The 15,496-nt window shown below is 69.2% G+C and carries 14 protein-coding genes; 7 read left to right on the top strand and 7 right to left on the bottom strand.

From position 1 onward, the window contains the following. Positions 1 to 3: 3 nt before the first annotated feature. The 5 genes from ACFP3H_RS11045 to ACFP3H_RS11025 all read right to left on the bottom strand — a co-directional run bounded on the left by ACFP3H_RS11045 (position 4) and on the right by ACFP3H_RS11025 (position 5,119). On the bottom strand, positions 4 to 477 hold the full coding sequence (locus tag ACFP3H_RS11045; RefSeq protein ID WP_378603527.1) for an SRPBCC family protein: 474 nt from the start codon (positions 475 to 477) through the stop codon (positions 4 to 6). 49 nt (positions 478 to 526) lie between these two features. Further along, the gene (gene lhgO, locus ACFP3H_RS11040) at positions 527 to 1,744 is read right to left on the bottom strand and encodes an L-2-hydroxyglutarate oxidase (RefSeq protein WP_378603524.1); all 1,218 of its coding nucleotides are present in this window, start codon (positions 1,742 to 1,744) and stop codon (positions 527 to 529) included. After that, complete coding sequence (locus ACFP3H_RS11035) at positions 1,741 to 2,349, bottom strand: hypothetical protein (protein WP_378603521.1); 609 nt, start codon at positions 2,347 to 2,349, stop codon at positions 1,741 to 1,743. Before ACFP3H_RS11035 ends, lhgO begins: the two co-directional genes overlap by 4 nt. Before the next feature lie 518 nt (positions 2,350 to 2,867). Continuing rightward, positions 2,868 to 3,659: a TIGR03084 family metal-binding protein gene (locus ACFP3H_RS11030; RefSeq protein ID WP_378603518.1), complete on the bottom strand. Its 792-nt coding sequence runs from the start codon at positions 3,657 to 3,659 to the stop codon at positions 2,868 to 2,870. A 104-nt stretch (positions 3,660 to 3,763) separates the two neighbouring features. After that, on the bottom strand, positions 3,764 to 5,119 hold the full coding sequence (locus ACFP3H_RS11025) for a DUF445 domain-containing protein (RefSeq protein WP_378603515.1): 1,356 nt from the start codon (positions 5,117 to 5,119) through the stop codon (positions 3,764 to 3,766). Positions 5,120 to 5,284: 165 nt separating this feature from the next. Between ACFP3H_RS11025 and ACFP3H_RS11020 the strand changes: the two genes are divergently transcribed. Beyond that, positions 5,285 to 6,160, top strand: a complete 876-nt coding sequence (locus ACFP3H_RS11020; protein ID WP_378603513.1) for a 3-hydroxyacyl-CoA dehydrogenase family protein — start codon at positions 5,285 to 5,287, stop codon at positions 6,158 to 6,160. 5 nt (positions 6,161 to 6,165) lie between these two features. Next, entirely contained in the window at positions 6,166 to 7,062 is an 897-nt protein-coding gene (locus ACFP3H_RS11015; protein ID WP_378603511.1) for a hypothetical protein, read from the top strand. A 112-nt stretch (positions 7,063 to 7,174) separates the two neighbouring features. Here ACFP3H_RS11015 and ACFP3H_RS11010 read toward each other — a convergent pair whose 3' ends face one another. Beyond that, positions 7,175 to 7,510, bottom strand: coding sequence for a hypothetical protein (locus ACFP3H_RS11010; protein WP_378603509.1), 336 nt, complete (start codon positions 7,508 to 7,510; stop codon positions 7,175 to 7,177). 155 nt (positions 7,511 to 7,665) lie between these two features. Here ACFP3H_RS11010 and ACFP3H_RS11005 point away from each other — a divergent pair, with 155 nt between their 5' ends. Continuing rightward, entirely contained in the window at positions 7,666 to 10,575 is a 2,910-nt protein-coding gene (locus ACFP3H_RS11005; protein ID WP_378603506.1) for an ATP-binding protein, read from the top strand. 206 nt (positions 10,576 to 10,781) lie between these two features. Continuing rightward, a complete protein-coding gene (locus tag ACFP3H_RS11000; RefSeq protein ID WP_378603503.1) occupies positions 10,782 to 12,482 on the top strand; it encodes a serine/threonine-protein kinase in 1,701 nt (566 codons plus the stop codon). 207 nt (positions 12,483 to 12,689) lie between these two features. On the opposite strand, the gene ACFP3H_RS10995 is transcribed toward ACFP3H_RS11000, so the two are convergent. After that, positions 12,690 to 13,307 (bottom strand): TetR/AcrR family transcriptional regulator, encoded by a 618-nt coding sequence (locus tag ACFP3H_RS10995; RefSeq protein WP_378603500.1) that lies wholly within the window; start codon positions 13,305 to 13,307, stop codon positions 12,690 to 12,692. Between the two features lie 80 nt (positions 13,308 to 13,387). On the opposite strand from ACFP3H_RS10995, the gene ACFP3H_RS10990 reads away from it, so the two are divergent. The 3 genes from ACFP3H_RS10990 to pgfA are packed head-to-tail and all read left to right on the top strand — an operon-like array spanning position 13,388 to position 15,430. Continuing rightward, the gene (locus ACFP3H_RS10990) at positions 13,388 to 14,158 is read left to right on the top strand and encodes an Rv1157c family protein (protein WP_378603497.1); all 771 of its coding nucleotides are present in this window, start codon (positions 13,388 to 13,390) and stop codon (positions 14,156 to 14,158) included. Positions 14,159 to 14,189: 31 nt separating this feature from the next. Further along, entirely contained in the window at positions 14,190 to 14,360 is a 171-nt protein-coding gene (locus tag ACFP3H_RS10985; protein ID WP_378603494.1) for a DUF2613 domain-containing protein, read from the top strand. Beyond that, positions 14,357 to 15,430: a cell envelope lipid trafficking protein PgfA gene (gene pgfA / locus ACFP3H_RS10980; RefSeq protein ID WP_378603491.1), complete on the top strand. Its 1,074-nt coding sequence runs from the start codon at positions 14,357 to 14,359 to the stop codon at positions 15,428 to 15,430. Before ACFP3H_RS10985 ends, pgfA begins: the two co-directional genes overlap by 4 nt. Positions 15,431 to 15,496: the final 66 nt, after the last annotated feature.

Genomic DNA, 15,496 nt, shown 5'->3' with positions numbered 1-15,496 from the left:
ACCCTAGGCGATCCGACCGACAAGATCGGTACCGTGGAATGCCTCTATCTCCCTTCGCAACCGCGATTCCGTTCGACGCAGTGCCGATTTCGCGGCCGCGTCAGCGAGGCCGTGGCACAGGCGGCCGAACATGCCGCGTGGTGGTGGATAGTCGGCTTCGGAGGTCAGCACCGACCGTTCGTAGCCGAGTGGATCGAAGCGCAGGGTAACGGTTCCGTATACCCGCCCCCGCAGGGTATACCCGATCACGGCGTCGCGCCGATATTCGGTGATCTCGCAGGTGGTGCGCAGCGGGATCACGCCGAACAGTCGGACCCGTACCGCGAAGGCGGCGCCGAGTCCGCGATCGGGTTCGCCGACGGGTTCGACCCCGGTGACGCCGACCATCCACTGCGCGGCGTGCCGGAAATTCTCGGCGTAGGCGAAGGCGGCGTCGACCGGGGCGCCGACGTCACTCGCGAACCTGATGTGGCCCATCGGTCCTCCCTGAGTGCGGATGGGCCCAAAAATACTACAAAAATCCTCTTTAATTCACGGAATCCAGTTGTTCGACCAGGTATTCCGCGATCGGCATCGCCGAGGTCGCCGCCGGTGAGGGCGCGTTGAGCACGTGGATCGAGCGCGGCGTGCGCTCGATGAGGAAATCGTGCACCAGCGTGCCGTCGCGCAACACCGCCTGCGCCCGGATGCCCGCGCGATGCGGCAGCAGGTCCGCGGTGCTCAATTCCGGGCAGTACTTGCGGCATTCGGCCAGGTAACCGCGCTTGAACAGCGAATTGCGCAGCTCGCGCACGCCGGTGCCGAAGTGGTCGCGGGCCACCTGGCGCACCCCGGCGAAGCTCAGCACGTCGGCGGCGTCGCGCCGGTTCACGCTGCCCTTGCGATATCCCTCGCGCGAGAGTCCGAGCACCGCGTTGGGGCCGACGGTGAGATCGCCGTCGATCGTCGGACTCAGGTGCACCCCCAGGAACGGCAGCGCCGGATCGGGCACCGGGTAGATCAGCGTGCGCACCAGGTCCGCGCGCCGCGCGGGCAGCCGGTAGTACTCGCCCCGGAACGGGACGATCCGAAAGTCGGTGTCTATCCCGGCCTTTCGCGCCATCCGATCGGCCTGCAACCCCGCGCACACGATCAGCGTGCCCGCGCTCACCGAGCCGTTCGACCCCGAAACCGTGACGGCCGAGGTGTTTTCGGTGATCGCGTCGACCGTCGTACCGAGCAGGATCTTCCCGCCCATCGCCACGACCTGATCGGCCAGTGCCGCAGTGACTTTCGTGTAGTCGATGATCCCCGTCGCGGGCACGAACAGCGCGCCGACGCCGGTGATCCGAGGTTCACGCCGCTTCAGTTCGTCCGCGTCGATCGCCTCGACCTCGACCCCGTTGGCGATCGAACGCTCGTACAGCGCCAGCATCCGCTCGTGTTCGTCGGAATCGGTGGCCACCAACAACTTTCCGCACTCACGGAACGGAATGTCGTTGGCCGTGGCGAACTTCTTCGTCCACTCCGCGCCCGCCCGGCACAGTCGCGCCTTCAAACTGTCGGGCGGGTAGTAGATCCCGGAGTGGATGACGCCGCTGTTGTGCCCGGTCTGATGCGCGCCGAGGGCGGCTTCCTTCTCGATCAGCACCAGACTCGAACCCGGAAACGTCGTGAGCAGCCGGTGCGCGGTGGCCACACCGACGATGCCGCCGCCGATCACACAGAAGTCGTAGGCACCGCCGGTGCCGCCGGGAGAAGTCACACGCCGACGGTAGCCGCTCGCTCTGGCAGTGGCGACAGGGGCGCTGGCGCGTCGATCACGAACGTGTGGGTGCCCAGCCCCGGATGGGAGAGCACGACCACCAATTCGCCGTCGTGGACGTCGAATTCGGTGCTCAGCGCGGTGACCGCCGCCGCGTCCGGTGACAGGCCGAGGCGTTGGGCCGCCGTGGACACCAGGTTCGTGTCCACGGTGACCGTCACGGAGTCGGTGCGCGCGGGCGCCACCTGCGCGCCCACATACGCGCCGCCGATCCCGAATCGCCCGGTCAGCGCCGTTTCGGTCGGCGAAACACCGGACTGCTGCGCGGTGATCGCGGTGCGGGTCGTCGCGGGCACCGACCGCTCGCCCGCGAGCACGGTGTCCCCGGTGAACAGGGCCAACTCCACCGACTGCCCCGCGGGGTCCTCGACGAACGGCCGGGGATGGGTGGGAGTGTCGGTGGGCGCGGCCTGCTCGGGCGGCGCGAGATCGGGCATCTGATGGACGATGTAGGCGCCCGCGGCCACGGTGAGGCAGAGGCTGGCGGCGCCGGAGAGCACGATCGCGGACAGGCGCACGATCTGCGCGGGTCGATGTGCGGTCACGATGCGGTCCTTCCTGAGAGGGTATGCCCGGGTGCCACGGGCCCGCATCGTTGAAAGCCACGCGCTCGATCCACGGTACGTGCTGTGTCGCACCCCGACCGCCTCCCACCGGTGAGATCAGAACCACAAGCGAAACCGCCCGGTATCACTCCTAGTGGGAGCGGGTACCGGGCGGTGTCGTGGTTTCTCACACCGGGCAGGGGGTAACTGAAGAAAGCAGGCGAGCGATGTTCGCGACTGCTCCGACGGGCGTTCCGGCCGACGATGTCCGGCAGTCCGCAGGAGAGTTCGCGAACCGCTCGCCTGTGTTTTTGGAGCGCTGGCGCGCTCGAGCGCGGCCCCCCAGGGGCCGCGAGTTAGCCACCGTTGCTGGCGGCTGCGCCGCGGACGCAACGGCGGCTAACTCGCGGCCGGGCCGCTACGCCGCTGCGCGGCGATCCCTCCTCGGGGTCGGGATGTGCGGGGTTGGGAGTGCGGTCATGGCGGAATTGGGGTGTGCGGGGGTTTTGTGCCGGGGGTCAGGCGAATTGGCCTGCGTTGCGGCCGGTGCCGGGGGGGCCTGCGAAGGCTTGGGCGATGGTGAGCCAGTGGGTGGCGTCGGGGCCCTCGGTGGTCAGGGTGGTGTCGGCGCGGTGGCGGCGTTGGGTGGCGGTGAGGCAGAAGTCGAGGGCGGGGCCGGTGACGCGTTGGGGGGCGTCTTCGGGGCCCCAGGTCCACAGGGTGCCGTCGGGGGCGGTGAGTTCGACTCGGAATTCTTCGGTGGGGCCGGATTCGCCGTTGACCAGGTAGGCGTAGTTGCGGGCGCGGACGCTGATGTGGGCGACGGTGCGTAGGCGGGCGGTGGGCTCGCGGGTGATGTCGAGGGCGTCGGCGACGTCTTGGCCGTGTGCCCAGGTTTCCATGATGCGGGCCGAGATCATCGAGGCGGCGCTCATGGGCGGGCCGAACCAGGGGAGTTTGGTGCCGGCGGGCACGGCGGCCAGGGCCTCGATAAGGCGCGCGCGTCCGCGTCGCCAGCGTTCCAGCAGGTCGGCGGGGGGCGTTTGCGCGATCTCCTCGGCGCCCTCGTCGACGAAGGTGGCTACCCTCGGCGCGGCGTCGACGAGGATCGCGGCGAAGGCGTCGGGGTCGGTCACGGCGGTGATCGAGATCTCGTCGGTCCAGGTCAGGTGGGCGATCTGGGTGGCGATGTCCCAGCGCGGCGCGGGGGTGGGGGTGCGCCACTGCTCGGGGGTGAGCGGGGCGACCATGGCCTCCAGGTCCGCGCATTCGGCGGCGAAGTCGTCGAGCAGCGCTGCGAGGTCAGCCATGGAGTTTCCTTGCCGATCATGGCGCGACTCGTGCCGGTGCGCCGTTGGTCACAAGGGTCGCAGCGCCCGCCGAAAAAGGCAAGCACGCGTGCTTGTTATTGCGGCTACCAGCCGAAGGTGATCAGGTGCAGCGCGCCGACGCCGATCCCGAGCGCCCCGCCGTGCAGGTACAGCAACCAGGCGTCCTGTTCGACCGAGGCGTAGAACATCTCCATGAACTCGCCGGGGGTGAGCGTGCGCAGCTTGCGCGCGGCGAAGTCGTCGATCTTCTTGGCCTGCTCGAGCACGAACGCCTCGTCCTCGACCATCGTGCGCGCCGAGACCAGCCCCGCGCCCGCACCCGAGATCGCCAGATTCTCGAACTGCTTCTTGCCCAGCGCCGCCCGCACCATGAACGCGGTGGGCCCGAGCTGCTTCTGGATCTCCTCGGCCACCACCCGCTCGATGAGCTGGCGGGTCTTGTCGCCGTTGGGGCCCTCGAGCAGCTCGTTGGACAGGTTCTCCACGGTCAGCACCTGGTAGGCCAGGATGTGGGCGAGGTCGGTCGCCGCCTGGGGCTGACGCTTGGCCAGCAGCGCCTGCCGCCACAGGTACTTGTAGCGCGGCTGCGGGTCGCCCGGTTCGAACACCATCTTGATCGCGATCACGTTCACCGTCACGCCGATCATCGCCGAGGCGAACAGCACGATCACCCACGCCGGAATCGCGCCGAAGTACGGAATGCTCGAGTGCACGTGCAGGTACAGCGCCAGGATCAGCCCGAACGGCGCGCCGAGCAGACCGATCCGCGCCATGAACTTGAGCTCGGGCGCGGCGATCGTGGTGGTGAGGTCCTTGAGGATGGCCGGGTTCTTCTGCAGGTACCGGATCACGAAGTTCTTCACGTCGAGCAGCTGGTCGATATTGTCGCCCAGGCTCTCGAACGCGCGCCGGCACAGCGCGGGCAGCTGGCGGTCCACCCGCTGGTAGACGGCCTGTTTCACCTGCCGGGGCAGCGAGCGCCACAGGTCGGGATTCTCCCGGTACATGATCTCGTCCACGATCGGCTGCACCTGATCGCGCGAGCGTTCGGCCAGATAGTCGCCGATGCCGTCGAGGTCGAGTTCGGAGATGAAATCGCGCGGACTGCCGATGCGCATCAGCGCCTTGTCCACGCAGATGCTGGCCATCTTCTCCGAGCGGGCCGGGATGAAACCCTGGAAGCCGAGCTTGCGTCCGTCCCCGGAGAACGTGGGCAGCACCTGCACGCGGCGCGGCAGGTACGGGTAGAGCACGTGCAGCAGCGGCACCCGGAAGCCCTTGAAGTACAGCGGCCAGAACAGCATCAGCACGCCGGTCCAGTTGGTGAGCCAGCCCGCCAACGCGCTGAAAATCGGGAAACTGACCAGCTCGACCACGAACTTCGACTGCCCCGTGAGCTCTTCCCAGTCGATGAAAAGTCCGGAGGCCAGTGTGGTCATCGTGTAGCCCCCTAGTGCTGACGCGCGAAATACGTGAAGAACGTGAGGATAAGGCAATCACATTCTGAGCGGTGGTGACGGGGTCTCGAGCCAACTCGGGGTTAGGCTGGCGAGGTTGGTGTGTCCTGGATCTCTTCCCCCGTCGTCCGTACAGAGGGAGTTGCCGTGAGCAGTGTTCCGCAGAACCATTTCGATCGACCGGTCGCCGTGATCGGGGGTGGCACGCTGGGTAGACGCATCGCCCTGATGTTCGCCACCAGGGGCGGCGAGGTTCGCATCATCGATCCCAACGGCGAAGTCGGCAACGCGGCGGTCGCCTTTGTGGAGAAGAACCTGCCCGATGTGGTGCCCACCGTGACCAACGGCAAGGCAGGCACCGCCGAGTACGTGCCCGATCAGGCCATCGGGGTCAAGGGCGCGTGGTTGGTCGTGGAGGCGGTGCCGGAGATCCTCGATCTGAAGAAGAAGGTCTTCGCCCAGCTCGACACCCAGGCCGATCCCGACGCGATCGTCTCCTCGAACTCGTCCTCGTACGCGAGTCGACTGTTCACCGAGGGGCTCAAGACCAACGATCGAATGCTCAACACCCACTTCTACATGCCGCCGCAGACCACCGCGCTGGACGTGATGTCGGACGGCAACACGTCCAAGGACGTCATCGATTTCGTCCTGAAGACCTTCCCGGACTACGGCCTGCACCCGTATCTGGTGCGCAAGGAGTCGACCGGGTTCATCTTCAACCGCATCTGGGCGGCCATCAAGCGCGAATCGCTCGAGGTGGTCTACGAGGGCGTGTCGACGCCGCAGGATGTCGACGCGATGTTCGTGCAGAACTTCGGCACCAAGGCGGGCCCGTTCCGGATGATGGACCAGGTGGGCCTGGACGTGGTGCTCGACATCGAGGAGCACTACGAGCAGGAGAACCCGAACCTGCCCAAGGGCCCGGTGAAACTGCTGAAGAAGTACGTCGACGCGGGCAAGCTCGGCGTGAAGACCGGCGAGGGCTTCTACGACGACTACCCCAAGCCGAAGAAGGGTTGAGCCGGATGACCGAAATCGTCGCTCTCGATCTCGCGGCCGGTGCCATGCACGCGGTCTCGCTCGACGGGAAGAACGTGCGCACCATCGTCGACGGACTCGACCGCTTCCCCGATGGTGTCGTCGTCGACAAACTGCGCGGCCACATCTACTGGACCAACATGGGCACCCCCGACGCGGTCCCGAAGCCGGGCACCGAGCCGGAGTTCTTCTCCCGCAACGGTTCCATCGAGCGCGTCGACCTCGACGGCGGCAATCGCACCACGATCGTCGAGATCGGCGGTTTCACCACCGGCAAGCAGATCGCCGCCGATTTCGAGTCCGGTCGCCTGTACTGGTGCGACCGTGAGGGCATGCAGGTGCTCACCTGCGACCTCAACGGCGACGATCTGCACCCCGTGGTCGTGACGGGCTCCGGCGACGCCGACGCGCACGTCGTGCGCAACTGGTGCGTCGGCATCGCCCTCGACCTGGACCGCCGCCTGCTCTACTGGACCCAGAAGGGCGCCCCCAAGGCGGGCGACGGCCGGATCTTCCGCGTCCCGATCGACCTGCCCGCCGGCGCCGACCCCGCCGCGCGCACCGACATCGAACTGCTCTGGTCGGATCTGCCGGAGCCGATCGACATCGAACTGCACGGTGTCGGCGACCTGGTCTGGACCGACCGCGGCGCCGCCCCGCGCGGCAACGCCCTCTACGAAGCCCAGGTCCAACCCGAAGTGGGCACGCCCGAGATCATCTCCACCGGCTACCACGAGGCCATCGGCGTAGCCGGCTTCGATTCCCGCTTCTATGTCAGCGACCTCGGCGGCACCATCCGCCTGGTCGACGTGGGCACCGGCACCGACACCGACCTGGTCCGCATCGGCCGACCACTGACGGGGTTGGCGTTGGCGGACCTGTAGGTGCTCGGCCGGTGACCTGCGGCCGGTTGCCGGCGGGACGTGAGGGCCTCCTGGATCGCGAGGCCGAGGCAGCGTCCGATCGGCAACCGGCTGCCCAGGATCGTCAGGGCGGTCATGACGGGGTGCCCGCGGCGTAGATGGCGTCGCGGTCCTGGTGGACGTGGACCGGGACGATCTCCACCCGGTCCGGGCCGGGCAGCAGGGTGGGGTCCTCGCCGGGCAGCAGTTCGGTCGCCAGGATCGTTTCGCGCACGGTGTGCAGGGCCGCTTCGGTCTCGGCGATGCCGATCACCACGCCCGAGCCGTCGGGGCGGCGCAGTTCGTAGTAGTCGAGCAGGCCGGGCACGGTGGCCACGGCGGGGCGGATGCGGTGGGTGTCGGCGAACTCGACGGCGGCGAGCGCGTCGGCGTTGCGTGGCTGGTCGAACCAGATGAGGTGCGCGTACATGATGTGCTCCTGACGTGGGAAAAGTGGATAGATCAAGGCTCGCGCCGAACGGGGTCGCGCGGATCAGTGCCGGTACGTAGTCGCGGTACTGAATTCGACCGACGCCCACCCGAAACTTCCGCCGGTCACCACCCGCCGCGCGCGATACTGGTTCGGTGCAGACTCCGGCCGTCGGACGGCATCGTGAGCTCGCCCGCCTGCGCGCCGCCGTGGTGGCCGCCGCCTCGGGCGCGGGCCGGTTCGTGCTGGTCAGCGGGCCCGCCGGGATCGGCAAGTCGTGGTTGGCCGAACGCGCCGCCACCCTCGCCACCGACACCGGGCTGCGGGTGGCGCGCGGCAACGCCGTCGACGACGCCGGAATGCCGCCGCTGTGGCCGTGGCACCGCGCCGCCCGCGAACTCCCCGAACTCGCCGCCGCCCTCGACACCGTCACCCAACCCGGCGGCGGCCCCGCCGCCCAGCGTTTCCGCATGTTCACCGAGGTAGCCGAGGTCCTCACCGCCGCCGCGGCGCCCTCGGGCCTGCTGCTGGTCCTCGAGGACCTGCACTGGTCCGACCCCACCTCCCTGGCCCTGCTCACCCACGTCGCCACCGACTCCGCCCACACCGAACTGCTCATCGTCGCCACCACCCGCGACCCCATGAGCGACCCCCTCGTGGCCGTCCAACCCGCCTGGCTCCGCCTCCCGCACTACCGATCCCTGCCGGTCCCGGCCCTGTCCGAGCCGGAAATCCGCTACTGGCTCGAACAACTCGAACGCCCACCCACCCTCGCCCCCCACATCCACCAACGCACCGCAGGCACCCCTCTCCTGGTCCGCCTCCTCCTCGACTCCGACACCGACGACCCCCTCCCCGGCATCCACCGCCTGGTCCTGTCCCAACTCGAACGCCTCACCCCCCACGACATCGACATCCTCAGCGCCGCAAGCGTTCTCGGCGAACGCATCGACCAAGACCTCCTCACCGCCGTATGCCTGAGAGCCCGAGATCCACACCACCCGAACCGCAGCCTCGATCCACGGCCGGACGGCGGCTCAGCTCGTGACGACCGCGACGCGGGTCAGCCGGTTCTCGGAGGAATTCAGGCCGATGAGTGGGGGAGTGCGGCGGACGAGCGCGGTCAGCTGACCGCCGGGGCGCGGTGGCAGGTGATGCGTGATCGGGTTTCGCGGGCGTTGGATGCGGCGACGGCGGCGGGTGTGGTTCGTCGATTCGATGACGGCGCACTGGGTTTCGCGCACGCGTTGGTGCGGGACGCGGTGTACGCCGACTTGGCGCCGTCGCGGCGGGCCGAGTTCCATCGGGGTGCGGCCGAGGCGTTGTGTGCGGTGGGTGGGCCGGATTCGGCGGTGGCGGGGGCTATCGCTACGCACTGGCGCCATGCCCGCCCGGACTCGGCGCAGGGGCGCGAGTGGTCGCGGCGGGCGGCGCGGGCGGCCAGGGCGAGCGCGGCCCATGATGAGGCAATACGGTTCGGGCAGTGGGCGATTGACGCGGCCGGGGTGACGGCCTCGGATGCCGAACGAGCCGAGCTGCTGATCGAGCTGGCGCGGGACGAGTTCGCGGCGGGTCGGGTCGCGGCCAGTCTCGAGCACTGCGTCGAAGCGGCGGAGCTCGCCGAACAGGCCGAGCGCCCGGATCTGCTCGCCGCGGCGGGTCTCGTCGTCCAGGGCGTCACCACCCCCACGGTGATGACCCAGTTGGACATGCTGTGCGGCAAGGCATTACGCCTGCTCGACCCCGACACGCACCCCGACCTGATCGCCCGCGTCCTGGCCCAGCGCGCCCTCTCCGCCGCCGACCGAGGACTGGGCGCCAAGGCCAGGGAACTCTCCGACGAGGCCCTGCGCGCCGCCCGCCGCTCCACCGACCCCGACGTCGCCCTCGACGCCATCCACGCCCGCCACCTGGCCCTGTCGGCGCCCGAATTCCTCGACGAGCGAACCGAACTCGCCGCCGAGGCCATCGAGATCGCGGTCGACGCCGAACAGCCGCTCGCCCAACTCTGGGGATACGTGTGGACAGCCGACGCCGCCCTGCAACGCGGCGACCTGTCCGCCCTCGACGACGCCCTCGACCACATCGAACTCCTCGCCGACCGCCGCCACCTGCCCCTGGCCCGCTGGCACCTGCTGCGCCTGCGCGCCACCAGGGCTGTGCTCGTCGGTGATTTCCCCGCCGGTCTCGCCGCCGACACCGCCGCCTTCGACCTGGCCGTGAGCATCGGCGACTACTCCCTCGCGGGCCTGCACCACGCCTTCCGCGGCATGTACGCGGTGATCGTCGGCCACATCGACCGCGTCGAACTCACCGCTGCCCTCGCGTCGCTCGCCTTCGCCCCCAAGATCACCATCGCCCAGCTGTTCGCCCCGATGATGCACGCGCTGGCGGGCGATCTCGATGAGGCCGCGGCCCTGTTCGAGCCGTTCCGCACGATCCCGGACACCCTCGAGATCGGCCCGCGCTGGTCGGGCACCGTGTACTCGGTGGGCCTGATCGCCGAACTGCTCGCCGACGCCGAGACCGCCGACCGCGTCTACCGGGCCATGGCGGGCTGCGAGCGCTACTACTCCGCGGACGGCACCGGCGCGCTCATCTGTGTCGGCTCGCTGGCCAGGGTTCGCGCCGACAATGCCCGCGTGGCAGGCCATCTCGCCGAGGCCGTCGACCTCTACCGCGACGGCCTCACCATGGACATCGCCATCGGCGCGCACCCTTTCATCGCCCTCGGCCATCTCGGGTTGGCCCGAACCCACTACGCCCGTGCCGATTTCCCCGCTGCCCGCGCGGCTGCCGAACAAGCCGCTGCGGCCTTCCGTCGCCTTCGGATGCCTCACCGCCTGGTTGCCGCCGATGCTCTTCTGCGCGACATCACCACCGCCACTCGCGCCGCCGATCCCCTCACGCCTCGTGAACGCGAAGTCCACGGGTTGCTGGCTACGGGGCTGTCCAACCGCGACATAGCCGCGCGGCTGGTTCTGTCCGAGCGAACCGTCGAAACCCATGTGCGCAACATCCTCACCAAACTCGCCCTACCCAACCGAAACGCGATCAGGCGGTAACTCGGCCAGCACCCGGGCCAGGGCCACGCGGGTGCGTTCGCCGCCGGACAGGGCTGTGTTTTTGGGGTGGAGGGGTTCGGGTGCGTGAGTATGGCGACGGTTTCGGTGGGGGTGGCTGTGTGGGCGTGGGCTTCTCCAGGTCGGGCCGGGGAAAAACAGTTACAGTTACCGCGCAAACGTGATCGTGTTCGGAGGAACCACCCGGTATGCACCCGCTAGGTCCGAATGATCCACGGCGGATCGGTGACTACCGACTGCTGGGCATTCTCGGTGCGGGTGGCATGGGCAAGGTGTATCTCGGACGCAATTCCGGTGGTCGCACGGTGGCCGTGAAGGTGATTCGCCCGGATTTGATCGATCCGGAGTTCCGCGCCCGTTTCCGGCGTGAGGTGACGGCGGCCCAGCGCGTCGGCGGCGCTTTCACCGCCCCGGTTCTCGATGCCGATGTAGACGCCGAATCACCGTGGCTGGCAACCGGTTACGTCGCGGGGATCTCGTTGACCGACGCGGTGTCCCAGTTCGGCGCCTTCCCGGAACCGGCTCTGCTCGCCCTCGCGCACGGCCTGGCCGAGGCGCTCGTCGCGGTGCACGCGGCGGGCATCATCCATCGAGATCTCAAGCCCTCCAACGTGATGCTGGCGATCGACGGCCCAAAGGTGATCGATTTCGGTATCGCCCGGGTGCTCGAGGACTCCGCGCTCACCACCACCGGAAAGTTCCTCGGCTCACCGGGTTTCATGTGTCCGGAACAGGTCAGTGGCGAAAACCTGGGTCCGGCGGGCGATGTCTTCGCCCTCGGCGGCGTCCTCACCTTCGCGGCGGCGGGTCACGGCCCGTTCGGCACGGCCGAGATCATGCAGATGCTGTGGCGCATCGTGCACGAGGAACCCCGCCTCGAGGCCGTCCCGGCCGCTCTCGTCCCCTTGGTCTCGGCCTGCCTGGCCAAGGATCCCGCCGCCAGACCCACCACGCACGAGGTCCTCGCGGAGCTGGCCCGTCTCGGCGCTCCCGAGCGCACGGGTTGGCTGCCGCCACAAGTGGTCCAGCTCATCAGCACCACCGCGATCTCCCTGCTCGACCTGGATTCCGGCCCCGCCGACCCCCCGTTCGACCCGCGCTCGCACCCCACCGCCACCTCGGCCCCGACCTGGTCCACCGCGACCTCGCGCCCGAACCACCCTGCCGCGACCCCGCCGACCGGCCCTTCCTTCACGTCCGGCCAACCCGTCACCGGCGCTTCGCCGTTCAACCCCGGCGACCCCCGAGACAACAGGTCGGCCGCGACCCACACCTACCCACCGCGCGGCGAATTCACCTCTCCCGGTTTTGTGACACCCCACAACCCGCCCGCGAATCCCCGCACCACCTCGCCCCGCCGCACCCGCACCCTGCTGATCGCCGCCTCCGCGATCGTCGCGATAGCGGTGGCCACCGGCGCCTACCTGATCGGCACGCGCCTCGCCGAACCCGGTTCCGGCCCCGCCACCACGGTCGCGGCCGCCGGCGCACCGGCCACCCCGGTTCCCGGCACCGCCGTGCCCAGTAGCGTCGCCGAGGCCGCCCAGTCCACCGTCCCCGCCGAATTCGTCGGCTCCTGGACGGGCCGAGCCGCCGACGGCCTCGTCCAGTTCACCATCGAACTGACCATCACCGACGGCACCGTCGGCCAGGAGCTCGCCACCTCGGTCAATATCGGCACCTTCGCCGGCTCCCGCTGCGAACGCGCGGAAACCCTCACCGCCGCGACCCCCACCACCCTCACCTTCACCGCCCGGCTGACCAGCGGCGCGGGCTGCGCCGACGACGGCCACACCTCCACCGCGACCCTGCGCGCCGACGGCACCCTGGCCTACGAAACCCCCGGTCTGCTCGGTGGCGCCATCGCGGGCACGTTGCGGAAGAGCTGACCGATGACCCGCTCTTTCGGCAGCGCCGAGCCCGTTCCCCCAGGTGGCGGCTGTCTCAGAAACCGACCCGTTGCGATCTGGGTCACTAATATGTCAAACTCTCGCCCACACTGTGAAGCCGATCGGTCTCACAATGTCCGGAAAGGGAATCGGTTGAGCAGGCAGTACGCGGGGCGGGTCGCTACCCGCCCGACGGCTGCCCGAATCTCAGTCGAACGTGACCAGCGCCAGGGCCGCCCCGGCCAGCAGATCGACCAGTTCGTCCACGGGCGGGCGCGACTCGCGCAGCAGCCACTCGTGCGCCACGCCCGTGACCGCCCCGGTGATCAGCGCGGTGGTGAGTTCGGCGTCGCCGCGCAACCGCACGCCCACCCTGGCCAGCGCCCCGGCGATCAGCACCGACCAGGCGTGGCGGCGGTCGCGGCGATGGTTCTCCATCCGATCGCTGACCCCGACCACCTCGATCAGCGCCACCTGCGCGCGGTACGGGTCGGAACCCAGCGATTCCAGGTAGGCGCCGAAGCCGGCGCGCAGCGCGAGTTCGGGCTCGGTGGTGCCAAGGGCGATCAGCGCGGTGGCCACGGCCGCGGCGGCGTCGTCCTGGATGCGGTCGTAGGCCGCGACCAGCACGTCCTCGCGGGTCTCGAACTCCTCGTAGAACTGCCGCTTGGACAGTCCGGCCGCCGCGCACACCTCGGCGAGCGAGCACGTGGCGTACCCGCGTTCGGCGAAGATTCGCGTCGCTGCTTCCAGGAATCGCAGTCGTCGTTCGGCTTTGCGCGCGACGACCGTACGACCCCCATACCGCCTGTCCGCTGTAGTCACCTCTCCAAAGTATCTGAAACCCGGGATAACACTGATAATTCCGGGTCGCTTGCTCCATCCCTCGAACGAAGGACCGACCAGTGCTGAGCACCCGAGCATCGCGGACCGCCCTGTCCGCACTCGTCCTAGCGGCGAGTGCGGCCCTCGTGGCGCCCGCACCCGCCTTGGCGGCACCCGCCTCGCAGCCCGGCGTTCCCGCCATCGCGGAGAACGTCCCCTCCGAGACCCTCGCCGCGCTGGCACCGACGATCGTAGGCGCCATCTCCGCCCCCGGCCTCATCGCCGACGGCGGACAGGCCGCGATCCTGGCTCAGGCGCGGGTCCTGCTGGCCACCCCCGGCATTCCGGCGCAGGTCAAGTCCACCCTCGAGCGGGTCATCACCTTCCTCGACGGCAGTGGCGGCGGCGGCCCCGAACTGCCCCCGTCGGACGGTCCGCGCATCGCGCAGTTCCTCTACCCGACCATCGGCAAGGGCTGCATCGGCCCGACCTCGGACTCGGTCGGCACCGCGCTGGCCGTGCCCGGCCCCGCCGAACTGCCCCCGCCGGGACCGGCCGCCGACCAGACCGGCTTCGTCTTCACCGCGCTCGGCACGAAAACCGCCACCGTGGTGCAGAATCCGCCGATGACGGTGCAGTGGGTCAACCTCGACAACCGCCGCACCGGCACCCAGCCGCTCACCACCGAGTCCGGCATCAACGCCGACGGCCCGGCCACCCTCACCGCCATCGCCGACACCGGCGCGGGTCGGGTCGCCGCGGTGATCAGCGGCTCGCTCACCACGACCACCGCCGACGGTGACCGCACCTGCTCGTTCGCCCCGACCGTCGGCTTCTTCTCCGTCGGCTGAGTTCTCGCACCACGCAATTGGAGTTCGATCTATGAAGTTTGTCGTCCCCGGCCTGGTCAGTGGGCTGGCCGGCGCGGTGCTCGGGGTGATCGCCGTCATCGGCATCACCGCGGCCGCGCAACAGAATTCGATCCCGTCGCCCGAGGAATCCGGTGACCCGGGCTCGTCGGTGCTCGGCAACGTGCAGTACGGCTCGCGATGAGCAACGTGCGCAGGCTGATCGCCTGCCTACTCGTCGGTCTCGGCGCGCTGCTGCTCGCGGCCGCCGTCATGATCCCCAGCTACACCGTCGACCGGGTCGCCAAGACCCCGCTCGATCTGCGCATCACCACCGTGGCCAAGAGCGTGCCCGGTGAGGAGAGCCTGGTGCTCGACTCGCGTTCGCTCACCTCGCCGGAGGGGTCGGCCAAGGTCGACACCAACGTGCCGGTCGTCTCCCAGCGGTTCCTGACCGTGGAGGAGCCCTCGGGCGCCGACGAGATGACCGTCCAGGCCGGTCAGACCCTGCGTCGCGACGACCGGGACGGCGACAGCGGCATCCTGACCGCCTCGATCGACCGCGTCACCATCGATCGCGTCACCGGTCAGCCGATCGACGCCGCGCCCAACGGTTCGATCGCGGTCACCGTCGACAAGTCGGGCGCCTCGGTGGCCGAGGAGTCGCAGCGTCGCGGCCTGCAGTACCGCTTCCCGATCGGCACCGAGAAGAAGTCCTACCCGTACTTCGACCTCAACGCCCGCGCCACCTACGACATCGATTTCCTCGAGGAAACGCAGATCAACGGCGTGACCGTGTACCACTTCCGCCAGTCCATCCCGGTCACGAACATGTGGGACGTCGTGCAGGCGCCGACCAACAAGCTCAGCCTGCCCGCCGCCAAGTGGGGCCTCGAGGGCGACGAGCCGGTCACCATGACCCGCTTCTACACCAACACCCGCGACCTGTGGGTGGAGCCGAAGACGGGCGCGGTCCTCAAGGGCGGCGAGAAGATCCACCTGTACTACGGCCGCAGCGCCGACCAGGTCGATGTCACCGCGCTGAAGTCGCACATCGTCTTCGACGAGGAGACCATCGACGCGCAGATGGGTGTGACCCAGAAGAGCCTGGACAAGCTCTCGCTCTACGGCAGCACCCTGCCGGTGGTGCTCGGCATCGCCGGCGCGATCGCCCTGATCGCGGGCATCGTCCTCGGCTTGCTCAGCGGGGGTTCGTCGGCCGGTCGCGGCCGCGCGTTCGACCCGCCCACCGAGCGGATCAAACGCAACCCGTAGCACCCGGTAGCACCCACCTCGGCCTCCCCGACACCGTGTCGGCGGAGGCCGAGGTGTTTTCGTTCG

The organism is Nocardia lasii (genome assembly GCF_042658545.1).
In the GTDB taxonomy this organism is placed as follows: Bacteria; Actinomycetota; Actinomycetes; order Mycobacteriales; family Mycobacteriaceae; genus Nocardia; species Nocardia lasii.
Note: the sequence above shows the minus strand (reverse complement) of the source record. Positions and strands in the feature narration are given on the sequence as shown.